The sequence below is a fragment of the Mesorhizobium ventifaucium genome (genome assembly GCF_935822925.1).
In the GTDB taxonomy this organism is placed as follows: Bacteria; Pseudomonadota; Alphaproteobacteria; order Rhizobiales; family Rhizobiaceae; genus Mesorhizobium; species Mesorhizobium ventifaucium.
In genome coordinates, this window is the sequence record NZ_CAKXZS010000011.1 from 528,539 (window position 1) to 546,258 (window position 17,720).

General features: G+C 62.5%; 17 protein-coding genes and 1 riboswitch. Of the genes, 11 read left to right on the forward strand and 6 right to left on the reverse strand.

Annotated features, from left to right (window positions below; translation table 11 throughout):
* Positions 1-44 precede the first annotated feature (44 nt).
* Entirely contained in the window at positions 45-863 is an 819-nt protein-coding gene (locus NMG70_RS10710) for an ABC transporter substrate-binding protein (protein WP_254024532.1), read from the reverse strand.
* A gap of 289 nt (positions 864-1,152) precedes the next feature.
* Here NMG70_RS10710 and NMG70_RS10715 point away from each other — a divergent pair, with 289 nt between their 5' ends.
* The 3 genes from NMG70_RS10715 (at position 1,153) to NMG70_RS10725 (ending at position 3,382) form a co-directional block, all read left to right on the forward strand.
* Positions 1,153-1,884, forward strand: a complete 732-nt coding sequence (locus NMG70_RS10715) for a helix-turn-helix transcriptional regulator (protein WP_254024445.1) — start codon at positions 1,153-1,155, stop codon at positions 1,882-1,884.
* A gap of 97 nt (positions 1,885-1,981) precedes the next feature.
* On the forward strand, positions 1,982-2,620 hold the full coding sequence (locus NMG70_RS10720; RefSeq protein WP_077377404.1) for an acyl-homoserine-lactone synthase: 639 nt from the start codon (positions 1,982-1,984) through the stop codon (positions 2,618-2,620).
* A gap of 15 nt (positions 2,621-2,635) precedes the next feature.
* Positions 2,636-3,382, forward strand: a complete 747-nt coding sequence (locus tag NMG70_RS10725; protein WP_254024446.1) for an enoyl-CoA hydratase-related protein — start codon at positions 2,636-2,638, stop codon at positions 3,380-3,382.
* Between the two features lie 73 nt (positions 3,383-3,455).
* Here NMG70_RS10725 and ppk2 read toward each other — a convergent pair whose 3' ends face one another.
* Positions 3,456-4,364, reverse strand: coding sequence for a polyphosphate kinase 2 (ppk2, locus tag NMG70_RS10730; protein WP_254024447.1), 909 nt, complete (start codon positions 4,362-4,364; stop codon positions 3,456-3,458).
* 229 nt (positions 4,365-4,593) lie between these two features.
* Between ppk2 and NMG70_RS10735 the strand changes: the two genes are divergently transcribed.
* Together NMG70_RS10735 and phoU are read left to right on the forward strand one after the other, a co-directional pair.
* The gene (locus tag NMG70_RS10735; RefSeq protein WP_254024448.1) at positions 4,594-5,865 is read left to right on the forward strand and encodes a sensor histidine kinase; all 1,272 of its coding nucleotides are present in this window, start codon (positions 4,594-4,596) and stop codon (positions 5,863-5,865) included.
* A 202-nt stretch (positions 5,866-6,067) separates the two neighbouring features.
* The gene (gene phoU, locus NMG70_RS10740) at positions 6,068-6,808 is read left to right on the forward strand and encodes a phosphate signaling complex protein PhoU (protein ID WP_254024449.1); all 741 of its coding nucleotides are present in this window, start codon (positions 6,068-6,070) and stop codon (positions 6,806-6,808) included.
* A 128-nt stretch (positions 6,809-6,936) separates the two neighbouring features.
* On the opposite strand, the gene NMG70_RS10745 is transcribed toward phoU, so the two are convergent.
* A complete protein-coding gene (locus tag NMG70_RS10745) occupies positions 6,937-7,455 on the reverse strand; it encodes a GcrA family cell cycle regulator (protein ID WP_254024450.1) in 519 nt (172 codons plus the stop codon).
* Positions 7,456-7,810: 355 nt separating this feature from the next.
* Between NMG70_RS10745 and NMG70_RS10750 the strand changes: the two genes are divergently transcribed.
* The 3 genes from NMG70_RS10750 (at position 7,811) to NMG70_RS10760 (ending at position 11,081) form a co-directional block, all read left to right on the forward strand.
* The gene (locus NMG70_RS10750; RefSeq protein WP_254024451.1) at positions 7,811-9,010 is read left to right on the forward strand and encodes an aspartate aminotransferase family protein; all 1,200 of its coding nucleotides are present in this window, start codon (positions 7,811-7,813) and stop codon (positions 9,008-9,010) included.
* Positions 9,011-9,026: 16 nt separating this feature from the next.
* Positions 9,027-9,938: an ornithine carbamoyltransferase gene (gene argF / locus NMG70_RS10755; protein WP_027155178.1), complete on the forward strand. Its 912-nt coding sequence runs from the start codon at positions 9,027-9,029 to the stop codon at positions 9,936-9,938.
* Between the two features lie 132 nt (positions 9,939-10,070).
* On the forward strand, positions 10,071-11,081 hold the full coding sequence (locus NMG70_RS10760) for an Hsp33 family molecular chaperone (protein WP_254024452.1): 1,011 nt from the start codon (positions 10,071-10,073) through the stop codon (positions 11,079-11,081).
* 81 nt (positions 11,082-11,162) lie between these two features.
* On the opposite strand, the gene apaG is transcribed toward NMG70_RS10760, so the two are convergent.
* Positions 11,163-11,555, reverse strand: a complete 393-nt coding sequence (gene apaG / locus NMG70_RS10765) for a Co2+/Mg2+ efflux facilitator ApaG/CorD (RefSeq protein WP_254024453.1) — start codon at positions 11,553-11,555, stop codon at positions 11,163-11,165.
* 242 nt (positions 11,556-11,797) lie between these two features.
* On the opposite strand from apaG, the gene NMG70_RS10770 reads away from it, so the two are divergent.
* Positions 11,798-12,952, forward strand: coding sequence for a ceramide glucosyltransferase (locus tag NMG70_RS10770; RefSeq protein WP_254024533.1), 1,155 nt, complete (start codon positions 11,798-11,800; stop codon positions 12,950-12,952).
* Positions 12,953-12,997: 45 nt separating this feature from the next.
* On the opposite strand, the gene NMG70_RS10775 is transcribed toward NMG70_RS10770, so the two are convergent.
* Positions 12,998-14,188 (reverse strand): O-succinylhomoserine sulfhydrylase, encoded by a 1,191-nt coding sequence (locus NMG70_RS10775; protein WP_254024454.1) that lies wholly within the window; start codon positions 14,186-14,188, stop codon positions 12,998-13,000.
* Positions 14,189-14,261: 73 nt separating this feature from the next.
* Positions 14,262-14,339: riboswitch (SAM riboswitch) on the reverse strand.
* Between the two features lie 125 nt (positions 14,340-14,464).
* Here NMG70_RS10775 and NMG70_RS10780 point away from each other — a divergent pair.
* Positions 14,465-15,559, forward strand: coding sequence for a 2'-deoxycytidine 5'-triphosphate deaminase (locus NMG70_RS10780; protein WP_254024455.1), 1,095 nt, complete (start codon positions 14,465-14,467; stop codon positions 15,557-15,559).
* Positions 15,560-15,652: 93 nt separating this feature from the next.
* Positions 15,653-16,426, forward strand: coding sequence for an ABC transporter substrate-binding protein (locus tag NMG70_RS10785; RefSeq protein ID WP_254024456.1), 774 nt, complete (start codon positions 15,653-15,655; stop codon positions 16,424-16,426).
* Positions 16,427-16,607: 181 nt separating this feature from the next.
* On the opposite strand, the gene araD1 is transcribed toward NMG70_RS10785, so the two are convergent.
* Positions 16,608-17,600 (reverse strand): AraD1 family protein, encoded by a 993-nt coding sequence (gene araD1, locus NMG70_RS10790; RefSeq protein ID WP_254024457.1) that lies wholly within the window; start codon positions 17,598-17,600, stop codon positions 16,608-16,610.
* Positions 17,601-17,720: the final 120 nt, after the last annotated feature.

A 17,720-nucleotide genomic window follows, 5' to 3' on the forward strand; every position in this document is an offset into this window, starting at 1 on the left:
AAAAAGCTGACCGGGCCGGATCAGAAAAAGCTGACCGGGCCGGATCAGAAAAAGCTGACCGGGAAATAGCGCAGATAGAATTCGGCAAAGATGCCCTTCACCGAAATCTGCTGCAGTGCGTAGTCGAACGCAGCGGCCAGCGCTGGATCGTTGGCCCTGGTGGCGATGGCCATGCCCAACCCCAGATATTCGGGCGCCAGGTAGGGACCGCCGGCAAAGCGGCAGCAGGCTGCGGCATTCGAGCTGCCCAGCCAGAAGGCGAAGCGCATGCCGTCGCCGAAGCCGGCGTCGACCTTGGCGGCCCTGAGACCATCGTAGAGCTCTTCCAGCTGCACGAAGGGAACGACCTGAACGGTGCCGAAATAATCGCGCAGCATTCTCTCATGCGCGGAACCTGCGACTACGCCGACGCGCTTGCCGCGCAGTCTGTCGAAGATAGGTTCCGTGAGCGCGTTTGTCTTCGGCATGATGAAGCGCGCCGGAAACTGCAGGTAGGAACGTGAGAAGGCATATTTGGACCGCGACTCCGGGGTGGCGGCGATGCCGGCAATGACCGCTTCGCCTTCGCCCTTCTGCAGCGCCGCATCGAGCTCGGCCCAGGGCAGCGCCTGGATCTGGCATTTTTCGGCGATGCCGAGTTCGGCGCAGATCGCGCGCGCCAGATCGACGTGGAACCCGGACAAGCGGCCCGCCCCGTCGAGGAAGTTGAACGGCGGGAAATCGGTGGTGGTCAGGAATCTCAGACGCGGCAGCGCGGCAAGGTCAGGCTTCGGCAGCCGCTCCTTGGCATCCCACAGCACCGGCACTTGCGGCTCCGCGGCACGCGCTCCCGTGAGCCACTGTGCCCCGGTTATTGCCAGCATCAAGACGATGGTTATCCACCGAATTGCCACGATCGAGCTCCGCCCTGTCCTGTCCAATCTGGCTTTTGGTACGAAAATGCCACAGGCACAACGGTTTTTGATTTCATCACGCCGATTTAGGTCTATGCTTCAGCGAGCTTGCAAACATGTGTGGCGGTCGGCTGGAGGGTAGCCGCAAGCCGCTGCAAACTGGGAGGAGCAGGTTTGTAATCCGGGGTCGAGGCAAGTGCGGGTCAAGCACTGGGTCGTTGACCTCAACGCGGGAAGGCAACATGGGGTAGATGTTGCAATGGGCCACTTCGATCGCACACTGGAATTCATAGATCAGCTACAGGCCGCTGATACGGCGGCCGCGGTCTGCGAAAAGCTGCTTGGCATAACCTCGGAGTTCGGCCTGACGGCGCTGATGGCCGGAACGGTTCCGCAACCGGGCACGCCAAGAGGCCAGCAAAAGGACCATGTGCTGCTTTGCGAGTGGCCGGGAGAATGGCTGGAGCGCTATGTGGCGCGCAACTATGTCGACCATGACCCCGTCGTCAGCCACATGAAGCGGCTGCAGGCACCGTTCCAGTGGCGGGAAGCGTCCCAGAGCATCCGCATCGACAAGAGCAGCGGCGAAGTGATGGGCGACGCCGGCGAATTCAAGCTGCGCGACGGATTGGCCTTCCCGCTGATCACGCTCGATGGCCAGATCGTCATGGTGTCGCTGGGCGGCGAGGCCGTCGAATTGTCGGGCGCCGATTTTGGGCTGGTGTCACTCGTGGCGACCTATGCGATTGGCCGCGCCATGCAGATCCACACGATGGCGGCCAAGACCATCGACCACGTCGAACTGACGCCGCGTGAACGCGAATGCATGCAATGGGCCGCCGTCGGCAAGTCCGAATGGGAGATTTCACAGATTCTCGGCATTTCGGAACACACATCAGAGAAACACCTTCTTAACGCCAAAAGCAAACTCGGTGCCGTCAACCGGGTGCAGGCGGTCGCGGAAGCGATAAGGCGCGGCTATATTAGCTAGCTCGGCCGCGCCGGCCTAGAAATTCTTGCCTACGTGATCGCGTAATTTTCTCGGGACAGCCCGGCCGTATCTTCCTATTGAACCTAGGAGACGGCAGATGCTTTTTTCCCTTACCACACAGGAACTTATGGAACGTCCCGACCTTTGGGAGGCCGTTCATCGTTTACGCTACAAGATTTTCGTCGAGGAGATGGGGTGGACCGACCTGCAGCGCCCCGATGGCCTTGAGATCGATCAGTTCGACCATGACGAGGCGGTGCATCAGCTCGTCATCCGCAATGGCGAGCTCGCCGGTTATCAGCGGATGTTGCCGACGACGCGGGCGCATCTTCTGACCGAGGTGCTGGCGGACCTCTATGAAGGGACGCCGCCATCCGGGCCGAACGTGTGGGAACTGACCCGTTATGCGGTGGCGCCGGGCTTTCGTGACGGCAAGCGAGGCGTCTCGACGGTCGGCACCGAGCTCATCGCCGGCTTCGTCGAGTGGGGGCTGAAGCGGAACGTCAACCAGGTGATCATCGAGTTCGAGCCGATGTGGGTTCTGCGGGCGCTGCAGTTGCACTTCCTGGCGAAGCCGCTTGGCTACCAGCGCACCTATGGCAACCAGCAGGTCGTCGCCACACTGCTCACCTTCAACGAGCATACGCTTGAGGTGGTGCGGTCGCGCCGCAGTCATTTCGCGCCGGTGCTTGCCAGGGGATATCCCGACAGGCTCGGCATGAGGCAAGCCTCGTGAGAATTGGAGACAGTCATGAACATCCATCCGCAAACAGAGTTCCGCAATCATACGTTGATCGTCACGGTGTCGTCGGATGACGGCCGGCCGGTGCTGGACGGGCGAGCCTATGAAAGCCTGGCCAGGATCTTCCACGAAGCCGCAATCGACGACGATGTGCGCGTCGTGGTGCTGCGGGGCCTCGCCGGCTGCTTCTGCCTCGGCGGCGATTTCTCCGAGTTCCTCGACGCCACCAAGCATCAACGGTTGATCGCTGCCGTCACCGACATGTTCCGCACGTTAGCAACGTTCCCCAAACCGGTCCTTGCCTGTGTCGACGGCGACGCCGTCGGAGTCGGCTGCACCATCCTGTTCCATTGCGACATGGTGATCGCATCTGACGAAAGCACGTTTCGGGTGCCGTTTGTCGATTTCGGCCTCGTGCCGGACGCGGCGACCAGCATCCTGGCGCCGCAGAAACTCGGCTATGCCGGCGCTTTCCGCTTCTTCTGCCTGGGCGACACGCTCAGTGCCGCGGACGCCAGGATGCTTGGCCTGGTCACGGAGATCGTGGTGGGCGATGTCGAGGAAGCCGCACTTGGCAGAGCCAGGCAACTCGCCAAGAAGCCGGTTGCCGCACTGCTGCAGACGCGCGACCTGCTCAAGGGCGATACAGGCGCGCTCTGCGATCGCATCGACCATGAGATTTCGCTGTTTCAGCAGGCTTTGCAGGACGATACCACGCTGCGGCGGCTGCAGCGGATTGCCCGGCTGGCGGCATGAGAAGTCATTCGGCAGAATGACAGGAACATCCGGAATCGTGCCGCGCGTCCTTTGGGGGCGCGCGGCGGGTGCTTCAGCCCTGTGGTCCCAGGAACGAAGGCCCTTCCCCGATGATCTTCCTGTCTTCCTTGCCGATGGCGTCGACGTCGCGGCCGTCATAGGGAAGCGACAACAGGATGCGCCGGATGACGGCAAGTCGCCCGCGCCGCTTGTCGTTGGCCCGTACGATGATCCAGGGCGAGAATTCCTTATGCGTGCGTTCGAACATGAGATCGCGCGCCTTGGTGTAATCGTCCCATTTGGAGATGCCGGCAACGTCGATCGGCGAGAATTTCCAGCTCTTCAAAGGAATCCAGCGGCGATCGTGAAACCGCTCAAGCTGTGTTTCCCGACCGATGTTCAGCCAGAATTTGAAGAAATGGATGCCCTCGTTGCAGATCATCCGTTCAAAATACGGTGTCTCGTCCAGGAATTTCTGATGCTGCTCCGGTGTGCAGAAGCCCATGACCGGCTCAACGCCGGCGCGATTGTACCAGGAGCGGTCGAAGGTGACGAACTCGCCGGATGTCGGAAAGTGCGCGACATAGCGCTGGAAATACCATTGCCCGAGTTCGGTTGGGCTCGGCTTGGTCAGCGCTACGTTGCGCGCTGTCCTGGGGTTCATGTACTGGCGCAGCGCGAAGATCGTGCCGCCCTTGCCGGCGGCATCGCGTCCTTCGAACAGCGACATCACCCGCTTGCCCGTCGATTGCAGCCATGCCTGCGCCTTGACCAGCTCGATCTGCAGCCGCTCGAGCGTCTCGTCATACTCCTCGCTATTCATTTTCTTGTCATAGGGGTATCCGCCGGCGGTCAGCTTGTTGTCTTCGACCCAGTCAGGAAGCTTGGGATCCTCGATGTCGAACTCGCGTTCCTTGCCGTCGATGTGGATCTTGAGCGGACCTGGAACGGGCGCGGCGGCATCTTCCTTGGGGTTTTTCATCGAGACGAACCTTTCCAGTTTCCGGACACATGCTATTGGGAGCCTTACTGCATCGGCCCGAAAATCGGAATCGATTTCGGAAAGAACGATCCAGCGGATTAGAAGTGGTAGAGCGTCCTTGGTCCGTCCAATTGGACGCAAGGCGCTCTAGCGCCGGTCAGCGGGAAGGTCCACCCGGCCGGGTGGGGACGGAGGCACAGTGCGCGCGAATGGCTGACAGTGGCTGACAATGGCTGATATGGGCGGCGCAGAACAGCGAAGCACGGCGCAAACGGTCGCCACCCGGTTGTGGAACAGCCGCTGGCTGCTGGCGGCCGGCATCGTCGCGGTGCTGACGGTCTATGGTTTCGCGGACATGTCCGGCTATGTGGTGCTGCTGGCATGTGCTGTGCTGCTGCTTGCCGCCGCGATGCTGCCGGCCGGCGTCGCGCGCCAGTCCCCGGAGGATGCCGCGGCGATCGAGGCAGGCGGGCTACAACAGCTGTCGGGAGAATATCTGGCAGCCGCCGTTGCCGATCCGCTGATCATCTTCGATCGCACCGCGACGATCGTCCATGCCAACGCCGCCGCCTTCGCCGCCTTCGGCGGCATCGCACCGGGCATGTCGCTGTCGCTGAAATTCCGCGCGCCCGAGATGCAGGCCCTGCTGGACAGTATTTTGTCGGGCGCCGCCGCTTCGGATGTCGTCGACTATACCGAAAAGCTGCCGGTCGAACGGGCCTATCGGGTGAGTTCATCGTCGGTCGGCCACGGCACCGACCTCTATGTGCTGGTCTTCAAGGACCAGAGCGAGGCGCGCCGCATCGACCGGATGCGGGCCGACTTCATCGCCAATGCCAGCCATGAGCTGCGAACTCCGCTCGCCTCGATCTCCGGCTTCATCGAGACGCTGCGCGGCCCGGCCCGCAACGACCCGGCGGCGCGCGAGCAGTTCCTGCAGATCATGCACGACCAGACTGGCCGCATGGCGCGCCTGATCGACGACCTGCTGTCGCTGTCGCGGCTGGAGATGAAACCCTATTTGAAGCCGGGAACCGAGGTCGATCTCCACCGGACCCTCGACAGCGTTATCGATTCGCTTGGGCCGCTTGCCAGGGAAAACGGCGTTGCCATCGAGCGGGATTTCGCGAAAGGACCACTCAATGTGCCGGGGGATCGCGACGAACTTTTCCAGGTTTTCGAAAATCTGCTGGAAAACGCCTGCAAATACGGACAATCGGGTGGCCGTGTCGTGGTGACGATTGCCCACAGCGATGACGGTCCCGAACCGGGCATCGACGTCACCATCCGGGACTTCGGCCCCGGCATAGCCGAGGAGCACATCCCGCGCATCACCGAACGCTTCTACCGCGTCGATGTCGAAAACAGCCGGACCCAGAAGGGCACCGGCCTTGGCCTGTCCATTGTCAAGCATATCCTGACGCGCCACAACGCCAGACTCTCGATCAAGTCGGAGGTCGGCAACGGTGCAGCTTTCACGGTGCATTTGCCGGCGCACTGACGCTCACTATCCAAGAACGCGCCGGCCCGAAAACCGGAAGATTTTAAGATAGCCGGATGCGTGGATAAGGCGCTTAGAGCGTACTCTGTGTCCAAGTGGACGCACGTCGCTCCAACGGTTTCTTTTTTCTGTCATCCGGCTAGCGTATCAGCGGGGATTCGAGGAAACGACTCGGACCTGAAGACCCCGGGAAGGCATCTCCATGCAGTCCGTGCACATCGTCAGCGCCTATGACGAGGAGCTGAAATATCTGTCGAAGCGCATTGCCGCGATGGGCGGGCATGCCGAACGCATGGTCGAACAGGCGATTGCTGCCCTGGTCAACGCCGACCCCGGCCTTGCCCAGAAGGTCATCCGCGACGATGCCGTTCTTGACCAAGGGCAGCGCGAGATCGACGATAAGGCGATCATCATCATCGCCAGGCGCCAGCCGATGGCGACGGATTTGCGCGAGATCGTCGGCGCGATCCGCATCTCGGCGGATCTCGAGCGGGTCGGCGACCTCGGCAAGAATGTCGCCAAGCGCGTGGTTGCCGTCATAGAAGGGCGCCAGCCGACCAGCCTGTTCCGCGGCATCGAGGCCTTAGCCGATCTGGCGTTGACGCAGCTCAAGGAAGTGCTCGACGTCTATGCGTCGCGCTCGGTGGAAAAGATCGGCTTCGTGCGTGACCGCGACGATCAGATCGACGCCGTGTACACCTCGCTGTTTCGCGAGTTGCTGACCTATATGATGGAAGATCCGCGCAACATCACGCCCTGCACGCACCTGCTGTTCTGCGCCAAGAACATCGAGCGGATCGGCGACCACGCCACCAATATCGCCGAGACGATCTACTACATCGTCACCGGCGACCAGATGCCGCCCGAGCGGCCGAAGGGCGACAAGACAGACAGGATTGTTATTCCGGGAACGCGAAGTGAGATCTCGAAGGGGAGCGAATAGGGAAAGACGGCTTGCTTCCGATTCACAACGGATCAAGCTACTTCTATTCGCTATTCGCTATTCGCTATTCGCTATTCGCTATTCGCTATTCGCTATTCGCTATTTGCTATTTGCTATTCGCTATTGGCTTACCTACTGCGGCGCCGCTCCGAAGCGGGCTGAAACGCAATGCGGGCGTGGTACTTGCAATAGGGTCCGGTTTCGGCCGCGTCGTTGCCGCAGAAATGGAACTCCTCCGAAAGCGGATCGCCATTCGGCCATTTGCATGTCCGCTCGGTCAACTCGACGAGCTGCAGATGCCGCGAGATCGGTACGACGACGTTCTCGACCGGACGGACATAATGACGCGTCACCGGTACGGCGTCGAATTGCGCCTGCAGCGCGGTCGCGCCGATCGACGTGGTGATATGCCGCGCAGTGCTCGCCGCCCGCGACACCGATTTCTGCACGGTCGATCCCTGCACGCTCTTCTTCTGGCGTGACGGCGTGGCAGTTGCGCGTCCGCGGCCCGACAGTTTCAGCCGATGCACCTTGCCGATGACGGCATTGCGGCTGACGCCCCCGAGCTGTGCGGCGATCTGGCTGGCGCTCAGTCCCTCCGACCACAATTTTCTAAGAAGTTCGACCCGCTCGTCAGTCCAATTCATGAGACCGCGCTCCTGCTGAAATGTGCGGCGATCGGAATCCTTCCACGATCCGGCTTCCGCCGGGCAGACACCACATGTATCGGGTGATTAGGTCCGCCGCACGAAATCTAGTTATTTCTCGACCTACAATTACCTTATGCGCTGACTCGGTGACAAGAGTCCGAGGGCCAACACGAATCGGTTTTTTCGGTTTTCCCCAACTTGCCCGGTCGCTGATGAGCCGGCGTCTCGCTGGAAAGCTTGCCGCGCGTTCTTGCGCGACGTTTTCGTTGACTTCATGGCCGAAAAACACGATAAGCCGCACAGGCCGCCGCTTTGGCGGCTTTTTGATTTTCCGGTTCCGGAGACGCATATAATGAGCGGTTCGGCGCTTTTCGAGACCTTTACCCGCGCACCCCTGGCCTTCGACCATGGGGAAGGCACTTGGCTGGTCACCGACAAGGGCGAGCGATATCTCGATTTTGGCGGCGGCGTTGCCGTGAATTCGCTGGGCCACAGCCATCCGCATCTGGTCTCGGCACTCACCGAGCAGGCGGCCAAGCTCTGGCATGTCTCCAACCTCTACGAGATTCCGGGGCAGAGCCGTCTGGGCGAGCGGCTGGCCGACGCAACCTTCGCCGACAAGGTGTTCTTCACAAATTCCGGCGCCGAGGCGCTGGAATGCGCTATCAAGACGGCGCGGCGCTACCATTTCGTCAAGGGTCATCCCGAGCGCTTTCGCATCATCACCTTCGAAGGCGCCTTTCATGGCCGCACGCTGGCGACCATCGCCGCCGGCGGCCAGTACAAATACCTGGAAGGTTTCGGCCCCAAGGTCGAAGGTTTCGACCAGGTCGGCTTCGACGACATCGACGCCGTCGAAAAGGCGATCACATCAGAGACCGCTGCGATCCTGATCGAGCCAGTGCAGGGCGAGGGCGGTATTCGCCCGGTGCCGACGCAGTCGCTGAAGCGGCTGAGGCAGCTCTGCCAACAGCATGATCTGCTGCTGATCTTCGACGAGGTCCAGTGCGGCATCGGCCGTACCGGAAAACTGTTCGCGCATGAATGGGCTGGCGTCACGCCGGACATCATGGCCGTCGCCAAGGGCATCGGCGGTGGCTTCCCGGTGGGCGCCTGCCTCGCCACCGACGAGGCGGCCGTCGGTATGACCGCCGGCGTGCACGGCACCACTTTCGGCGGCAATCCGCTGGCGATGGCAGTCGGCAACGCCGTGCTCGACGTGGTGCTGGAAGACGGTTTTCTGGAGGATGTGCAGCGCAAGGCGTTGCTGCTGAAGCAGGGGCTGGCGGGTGTCGCCGACGAATTTCCCGATGTCATTGAAGACATCAGGGGCACCGGCCTGATGCTCGGACTGAAATGCGCCGCGCCCAACACTAAAGTGAACATGGCGTTGCGCGACCAGCATCTGCTGGCGGTTCCGGCCGGCGACAACGTTCTTCGCCTGTTGCCGCCGCTCACCGTCACCGACGCCGAGATCCATGAGGCGCTCGACCGCATCCGCGCCGGCGCCCGGGGCCTGTCGGACGCCATCGCCGCGGCTGCGGCGAAATAACAGTCGGAAGACCCAAATGAGCCTTCGCCATTTCACCGATCTTTCCGCCGTTTCCGAGGGCGATCTGCGCCTTATGCTGGACGATGCCGTCGTGCGAAAGGCAAGGCTCAAGGCTGGCGAGCGGACAAAACCGCTTGAAGGCAAGGTGCTGGCGATGATCTTCGACAAGCCGTCGACGCGCACGCGCGTGTCCTTCGACGTCGGCATGCGCCAGCTCGGCGGCGAGACCATCATGCTGACCGGCGCCGAGATGCAACTCGGCCGCTCCGAAACCATCGCCGACACGGCCAAGGTCCTGTCGCGCTATGTCGATGCGATCATGATCCGCACCACATCGCATGACCGCCTGCTGGAGCTGACCGAGAACGCCACCGTTCCCGTCATCAATGGGCTGACCGACGATACCCATCCCTGCCAGCTGATGGCCGACATCATGACCTTCGAGGAGCATCGCGGCCCGGTCGCCGGTAAGACCATCGCCTGGACCGGCGACGGCAACAACGTGCTGCATTCGCTGCTGGAGGCCTCGGCACGGTTCCGCTTCAACCTCAACGTCGCCGTGCCGGAAGGCAGCGAGCCGGCGCAGAAGCATGTCGACTGGTCGAGGGCGCATGGCGGCAAGTTGAACTTCACCCGCTCGCCCGAGGAAGCCGTCCACGAGGCCGACTGTGTCGTTACCGATTGCTGGGTGTCGATGGGCCAGGAGCACCGTGCTCGCGGCCACAATGTCTTCTCACCCTATCAGGTCAATGCGGCACTGATGGCGAAGGCAAAGCCTGACGCGTTGTTCATGCACTGCCTGCCAGCGCATCGCGGCGAGGAGGTCACCGACGAAGTCATCGACGGGCCGCATTCGGTGGTGTTCGACGAGGCCGAGAACCGGCTCCACGCCCAGAAGGCGGTTTTGGCTTGGTGCCTCGGCGCTTGATCCGGGCCGCCGTGATCCGGGCCGCCTTGATCCAGGAGTGCGTGATGCCTATCTCAGGCGCATCACGCAAATCGAGCGCGTTTCGACGCATGCGCCCCGGAGGGCGGCATCGCCGCGCCCCGGAGCTTTGTCATGTTGGAAACCCGTCAATTGGCTGAACATCAACCCAAACTCGGCGAATTCGGCTACGCCGGCGACGATCATGTCGTGCCCTTCGAGGTTGGGCCGCTCGACGTGCGCGGCCGCACCGTCCAGCTCGGGCCGATGCTCGACGCGATCCTCAGCCGTCATGACTATCCCGAGCCGGTGGCCCGCTTGCTCGCGGAAGCCTGCGTGCTGACGGTGCTGCTCGGCACCTCGCTCAAATTCGAAGGCAAGTTCATCCTGCAGACCCGCACCGACGGGCCGGTCGACATGCTGGTGGCGGATTTTTCCACGCCGCATGCGCTGCGCGCCTATGCCCGCTTCGACGCCGACCGGCTGGAGGCACTGACCTCTGCCGTCGAGACCTCGCAGCGGACGCTGCTCGGCAGCGGTGTCCTGGCGCTGACTATCGACCAGGGCGCCCACACGCAGCGCTATCAGGGCATCGTCCAGCTCGACGGCGAGACGTTGGAGGAGGCCGCCCGCACCTATTTCCGGCAGTCGGAGCAGATCCCGACCGATCTCAGGCTTTCGGTGGCCAAGCTGTTGACGCCCGGCATCGGCGGTGCCCGCGAGCAATGGCGCGCCGGTGGCATCCTGGCGCAGTTCCTGCCGCAATCGCCCGAACGCATGCGCGTGCCCGACCTTCCGGGTGGCGACGGCGATCCGCGCGAGGAGATCCATGATCCGGCCGACAATTCCTGGCAGGAACTGCTCGCGTTGCTTGGCACCATCGAACCGACGGAACTGATCGACCCGACGATCGGCGCAGAGCGGTTGCTTTACCGGCTGTTCCACGAGCACGGCGTGCGCGTCTTCGGCGGCGTACCGGTAGCCGACCAGTGCTCATGCTCCAGGGAGAAGATCCGCGGCATTCTCGAAGGCTTCTCCGCCGACGAGATCAGGGACAGCACCGAGAATGGCGGCATTCACGTCGCCTGCGAATTCTGCTCGAAGCAATATGACTTCGACCCGGCGGAATTTGCTGCGGCGCAATAGCAGGCGTCAGTGCTGCCTCGGTGCCTTCGCAGAGCTTGGGTTCCTCGCCCCACGCAGAGAGGTGAGGAACCCAAGTGAGCCTCAGTTGACGGTGCGCCGCGTGCCCGGCAGGTCGAGCGAAAAGGCGGGGATGGCAACGTCGAACGTCTCGCCCAGCTTGTTGCGCATCGTGTAGTGGCCGACCATGATGCCGGATGGCGTCGAGAGTGGGCAGCCAGACGTATACTGATAGCTATCGCCGGGATTGAGTTCAGGCTGGTCGCCGACAACGCCAGCGCCGCGCACCTCCTCGACCCGGCCGGTGCCGTCGGTGATATGCCAGTAGCGTGACAGAAGCTGCACGAATTCATCCGACTGGTTGTCGATGGTTACCTGGTAGCCCCAGACATAGCGGTTCTCCGAAGGGTCGGAGCGATCCTCCAGATAGAACGGCCTGACCTGCACTTCGATGTTGCGCGTGACGGCGCTGTACATAAATTACTCCACAGTATGCAGACGGAACATTCGACGCTCTCCGCAGTTCGGCCAACGGGGTGCCTCCCCTCGTTCGGTGCCTGCCATCGTTGCCCGAAACTGTTGAGCGCAGGTGCCGAAGAACAATGTCATTTAAGTGACACATGACAATGATGGTGTGCAGGGCCGGGCGACTCAGCATTCTGTCGAACTGTTGAAAACGGCTTTGATGCGGCCGGTTTTTCTGGAGCGACCAGATATTGATGGAATTGACAGTCACAGCCGCCTTGCTTTCCATAGCTTTGCTTCTTGTCAATCTCGCCAGCATCCTGCTCGCTTCGTTGAAGCTGAAGCGGCCTGGCAGGATCACGCCGCCAGCCGGCAAGGCGCCGCCGGTGTCGATCGTCGTGCCGTCGCGCGGCGTCGAGCCGTTTACCGAGGAGACGCTCGACCGGGCCTTCTCTCTCGACTGGCCGCACTATGAGCTCATCTTCTGCGTCGCCCATGCCGACGACCCGGTGGTCGGGCCGATCACCGATGCGATCGCCCGCTTTCCGGCCGTGCCGGCCCGGCTGCTGGTCGGCGACGACCGCATCAGCGGCAATCCGAAACTCAACAATTGCGTGAAGGGCTGGGAGGCGGCGCGCCACCCCTGGGTCATCCTTGCCGATTCCAACGTCCTGATGCCGAGGGACTATGTCCAGCATCTGATGACGGCATGGCGGCAGGACACCGGCCTCGTCTGCTCGACGCCGATCGGCTCGCGGCCGGACGGGTTCTGGGCGGAGGTCGAATGCGCTTTCCTCAATACGCTGCAGGCGCGCTGGCAATATACCGGCGAGGCGCTCGGGCTCGGTTTTGCCCAGGGCAAGAGCATGTTGTGGAACAAGCCATTGCTCGACGCCAATGGCGGCATCCGTGCGCTTGCTGCTGAGATTGCCGAGGATGCCGCTGCGACCAAGCTGGTTAACGGGCTCGGACTGCGCGTCAATCTCGTTGCCGCACCCTTCGAGCAGCCGCTCGGTTTGCGCACATTTGACGAAATCTGGTCGCGCCAGGCCCGCTGGGCACGCCTGCGTCGCGTCACCTTCCCACTGTTCTTCGCGCCCGAGATCCTGATCGGAGCGGCGCCGCCGCTGGTGCTTGCGCTGGTTGCGGCAGCAGGCGCCGGCTTCAGCCTGCCGGCAACCGCTATCGCCGTGCTGATCGTCGCCTATCTCCCGGAATGCGCTCTCGCCTCGGCCAAGGGCTGGCACCTGTCGTTGCGCATGATCCCGGCGATGGTTGCGCGGGACGTGATGCTTCCCGCCATCTGGGTGCGCGGCTGGCTCAGCGGTGCCGTCGACTGGCGCGGCAACACGATGACCATCCAAACCAGCGCCGTTGCGGAATTGGAAGAGACGCCGTCGGGCGCCTGACCGCGCCTGCTTTGCAGATAGAGCGCAGCAGTTCGGCGCGTATCCCTATCCAGCGGCTTTCAAGGCCTGCTCGATGTCTTCGAGCAGGTCGTCAGTGTCCTCCAGTCCGACGGACAGCCTGAGCGTGCCTGGCCCAATGCCAAGTTCGGCCCGCGCCTCGTCGCTCAGATTCTTGTGTGTCGTCGTCGCTGGATGGGTGATCAGGCTCTTGGCGTCACCGAGATTGTTGGAAATCAGCACGACATCGAGCGCGTTCTGGAAGGCGAAGGCCGCCTGCTTGCCCCCCTTGACGTCGAGGCAGATCAGCGTCGAGCCGCCCGACATCTGCTTCGTGACGACCGCCGCCTGCGGGTGATCGGCGCGGCCGGGATAGATGACGCGGACAATTTCCGATCGCTCGGCGAGGAAGTCAGCGATCCGGCCGGCACTTTCCGTCTGCTGGCGCACGCGCAGCGGCAGCGTCTCCAGGCCCTTCAGCAGCGTCCAGGCATTGAAGGGCGAGAGGCTGGGGCCGGTGTGGCGGAAGTAGTCGTGCAAATTCTCATCGATCCACTTCTTGTCCGACAGGATGATGCCGCCGAGGCAGCGGCCCTGGCCGTCGATGTGCTTGGTCGCCGAATAGACGACAATATGGGCGCCGAGCTGCAACGGCTTCTGCTGCAAGGGCGTGGCAAAGACGTTGTCGACGATCAGCCGCGCGCCGATCGAATTGGCAAGCGAGGCAACGGCGGCGATGTCGACGACCTCCAGCGTTGGATTGGTCGGGCTTTCAAGGAAGAACAACTTGGTGTTGGGCCTGACCGCCTTTTCCCAATTGGCGATTTCGGTGCCGTCGACCAGCGTCGCCTCGATGCCGTATTTCGGCGCCAGCGTCTCGACCACCCAGCGGCAGGAGCCGAACAGCGCGCGCGCCGCCACGATGTGGTCGCCCGCCCGGGCACTGCACAGCAACGCCGCTGTCACCGCCGCCATGCCGGATGCGGTGGCGCGGGCATCTTCGGCACCTTCCAGCGCACACATGCGCTTCTCGAACATGTCGACCGTCGGATTGGCATAGCGCGAATAGATGAAGCCCGGTTCCTCGCCCTTGAAGCGGGCTTCCGCCGCCTGCGCCGTGTCGTAGACATAGCCTTGCGTGAGATACATCGCCTCGGAGGTTTCGCCGAAGCCGGAACGCAGCGTTCCTGCATGCACGAGGGCGGTCTGAGGCTTCCAGTTGCGCGTGTTGCTCGTCATCACCTTGTTCCAAACACAAAAAATCGTCCAAACACAAAAAAACCGGCCGCGAAAGTCGCAACCGGTCCATACGGCCTTTCGGCCAACGGTCCTTTAGCGACTTGTTTAACGTGGCTGCAAGCCGACCGGCCAAATCACCACGGGATAACGATCCTTTAGACCTGCACCGCGCTTGCGTCAATTGCCCGCATGATTAAGAGGTTTGTACCAGCGGGTTCCACGGCAGGAACCTGCGACAAGACGAGACCACGCCCGGCCTTGGAGCGGAGCCAGACTTTGCGGCAGACAGGCATTCTTCCGGATCAGGATATTTCCGCGCTGCACCAGTCGGGCGCGCTGAAGTCACTGCGCGCGCTCGATGCCGACCAGGTCCAGCCGGCCAGCCTCGACCTCAGGCTTGGCGACAAGGCCTGGCGGGTGCGCGCCTCCTTCCTGCCCGGGCCCAACCACAGGGTTGCTGAAAAACTCGACCGCCTGAAGCTGCACGAAATCAATCTCGCCGATGGTGCGGTACTGGAGACGGGCTGCGTCTATATCGTGCCGCTGCTCGAGAGTCTGGCGCTTCCGGCAAACATTTCCGCCTCGGCCAACCCGAAGAGCTCGACCGGGCGGCTCGACATCTTCACCCGGGTGATGACCGATCGCGGCCACGAGTTCGACAAGATCGCTGCCGGCTACAACGGCCCGCTCTATCTGGAAGTCAGCCCGCGCACGTTTCCGATCGTCGTTCGCGCCGGCTCGCGGCTGTCGCAGATCCGGTTCCGCACCGGCAATGCGCTTTTGTCGGAAAGCGAGCTGCACGAATTGCATCGTGCCGAGACGCTCGTCGCCACCGACCCGCCGAACATTTCCGGCGGCGGCATCGCACTGTCCATCGACCTCGACGGCGACAAGGATGGGCTGGTCGGCTACCGCGGCAAGCACCACACCGGCCTGGTCGATGTCGATAAGCGCGCCGCGCAGGATGTCGTCGATTTCTGGGAGCCGCTCTACAAGAGCGGCGCCGGCGAACTGGTGCTCGACCCGGACGAATTCTACATCCTGGTGTCCCGCGAGGCGGTGCATGTGCCGCCGCTCTATGCCGCCGAGATGACGCCCTTCGATCCGCTGGTCGGCGAATTCCGCGTCCACTATGCCGGTTTCTTCGATCCGGGTTTTGGCCATTCGGCCTCGGGCGGCACCGGCAGCCGGGCGGTGCTCGAAGTGCGCAGCCACGAAGTGCCGTTCATCCTCGATCACGGCCAGATCGTCGGACGGCTGGTCTACGAGCACATGCTGAAGCGGCCGCAGGCACTCTACGGCACAGATCTCGGCTCGAACTATCAGGCACAGGGCCTGAAACTGTCCAAGCATTTTCGCGCGGCGCGCTGATCGCCCACTATGATCAGACCATGCTTGCCTGACCTTTCGGGTCGTGCTTGGCTGTGCCTAGCCGTCAACACGGTTGAACAAGGGGAACAAAAAATGCAGATTTCAAGATGGATCGCATCGGCAGCAACAGCTGCCATGCTGGCGATGTCAGCCGGGTCCTTGTCGGCGCAAGCACAGGAAAAGTTGAAGATCGCCACTGAAGGCGCCTATCCGCCGTTCAACACCATCACCGCGGATGGCAAGCTCGTCGGCTTCGACATCGACATCGCCAATGCGCTTTGCGCTCAGATGAAGGTCGAATGCGAACTTGTCACGCAGGACTGGGACGGCATGATTCCGGCGCTCCAGGCGAGAAAGTTTGACGCCATTATCGCGTCCATGAGCATTACCGAGGAGCGCAAGAAACAGGTCTCCTTCACCAACAAATACTATACGACGCCGCTTTCGCTGGTGGCCTTGAAGGACAGCGATATTGCCTCGACCGAACCGGCGGCACTCGCCGGCAAGACGGTCGGCGCCCAGGCTTCGACCACCCAGGCCGACCATGCCCAGGATGTCTATGGCAAGGCCGGCGCCGAGGCGAAGCTCTATCCAACCCAGGAGGAGGCGGTCGCCGACCTGATGAACGGCCGTCTCGATGCCGTCCTTTCAGACAAATTCGTGCTGATGGACTGGATGAAGAAATCGAGCGACGGCTGCTGCAAGATGGTCGGCGACGTCAAGGGCACCGAAACCGAAGCCGGTATCGCCGTGCGCAAGGAAGACAATGCGCTGCGCGAAAAGCTCAACGCCGCGATTGACGCGATCGTCGCCGATGGGACCTACAAGAAGATCCAGGCCAAATATTTCGATTTCGATATTTATTGACGTTGAAGGGTGCGCGCTCTTCCTTCTCCCCTTGTGGGAGAAGGTGGCCTCGCGAAGCGAGGTCGGATGAGGGGTGTTCCAGGGAAAGCCGACGCCTCATTCCGTCCAGCACCCCTCATCCGTCTCGGCGCTGCGCGCCGATCCACCTTCTCCCACAAGGGGAGAAGGAGGAGGCTGGCGTTCAAAGCGCCTTCACCGCCACCTTCACCGGCTGCTCGATTTCAAGCGGGTTGCGCAGCGGCAGGCCGAAATCCCTGGCCTCGATCTCGAAGACGTCGCCGGCCTCGGTCCTGACGCCGTCGGCGAAGGACAGTGTCGCCGTGCCGAACATGTGCACATGCACGTCGCCCGGCTGGCGGAAGGCCGAATATTTGAAGTGGTGATGTTCGAGATTGGCGATGGTGTGCGACATGTTCGCCTCGCCCGACAGGAACGGCTTCTCCCACAGCAGCTGGCCGTCGCGGAGGATGCGCGAGGAACCCCTGACGTCGGACGGCAGGTCGCCGATCAGGATCTCCGGCCCGAACGAAGCGTTGCGCAGCTTGGAATGCGCGAGGAAAAGATAGTTCACGCGCTCGGTGACGTGATCGGAAAATTCGTTTGACAGCGTGAAGCCGACGCGGAACGGGACGCCGTCGTCGCCGATGACATAGATGCCGGCGACTTCCGGCTCCTCGCCGGCATCCTGGGCGAAGGCGGGCGACAGAAGTGCCGCACCGGGCGCCACTGCCATGGTGCCGTTGCCCTTGTAGAACCATTCCGGCTGCACGCCGGTCTGGCCCTTGGCCGGCTTGCCGCCCTCCAGCCCCATGCGGAACATCTTCATGGAATCGGTGAGCTGCTCCTCGCCGTCGCTGCTGAGCTTCTTGTGCATGGAATCGCGGGTCGCGGCGGAGCCGAGATGTGTCAGCCCGGTGCCGGTGAGGTGGAGATGCGCCGGGTCGGGATGGTTGATCGGCGACAACAGCCGCCCCTTCTTGTAGGCGGCATCGAGGTCGACCGCTTCACCGAAGCCCTTGCGCTCGATCAGGGCGACGAGCCCGGTGCCGGTGCGCGCGGCCTCCATCGCCAGCGAATAGACGCTGCGGGCGCCGTTGATGATTCTGGTCTTGCCGCCGTTGCGGGCGACGACGCGGATGGTCTCCGCCTCGTCGAGGATTTGCGAAATCAGCATGACGTACCCTCTCTCAATTGCCTTGGCCGGCCTGCCGGTCTGGCAAGCTTTCCTGGCGCAGCTCTGACGGTGTCCGCGCCACGGGTGAAATTCTTCGTCCGGATTGCGCTCGCGGGCCCG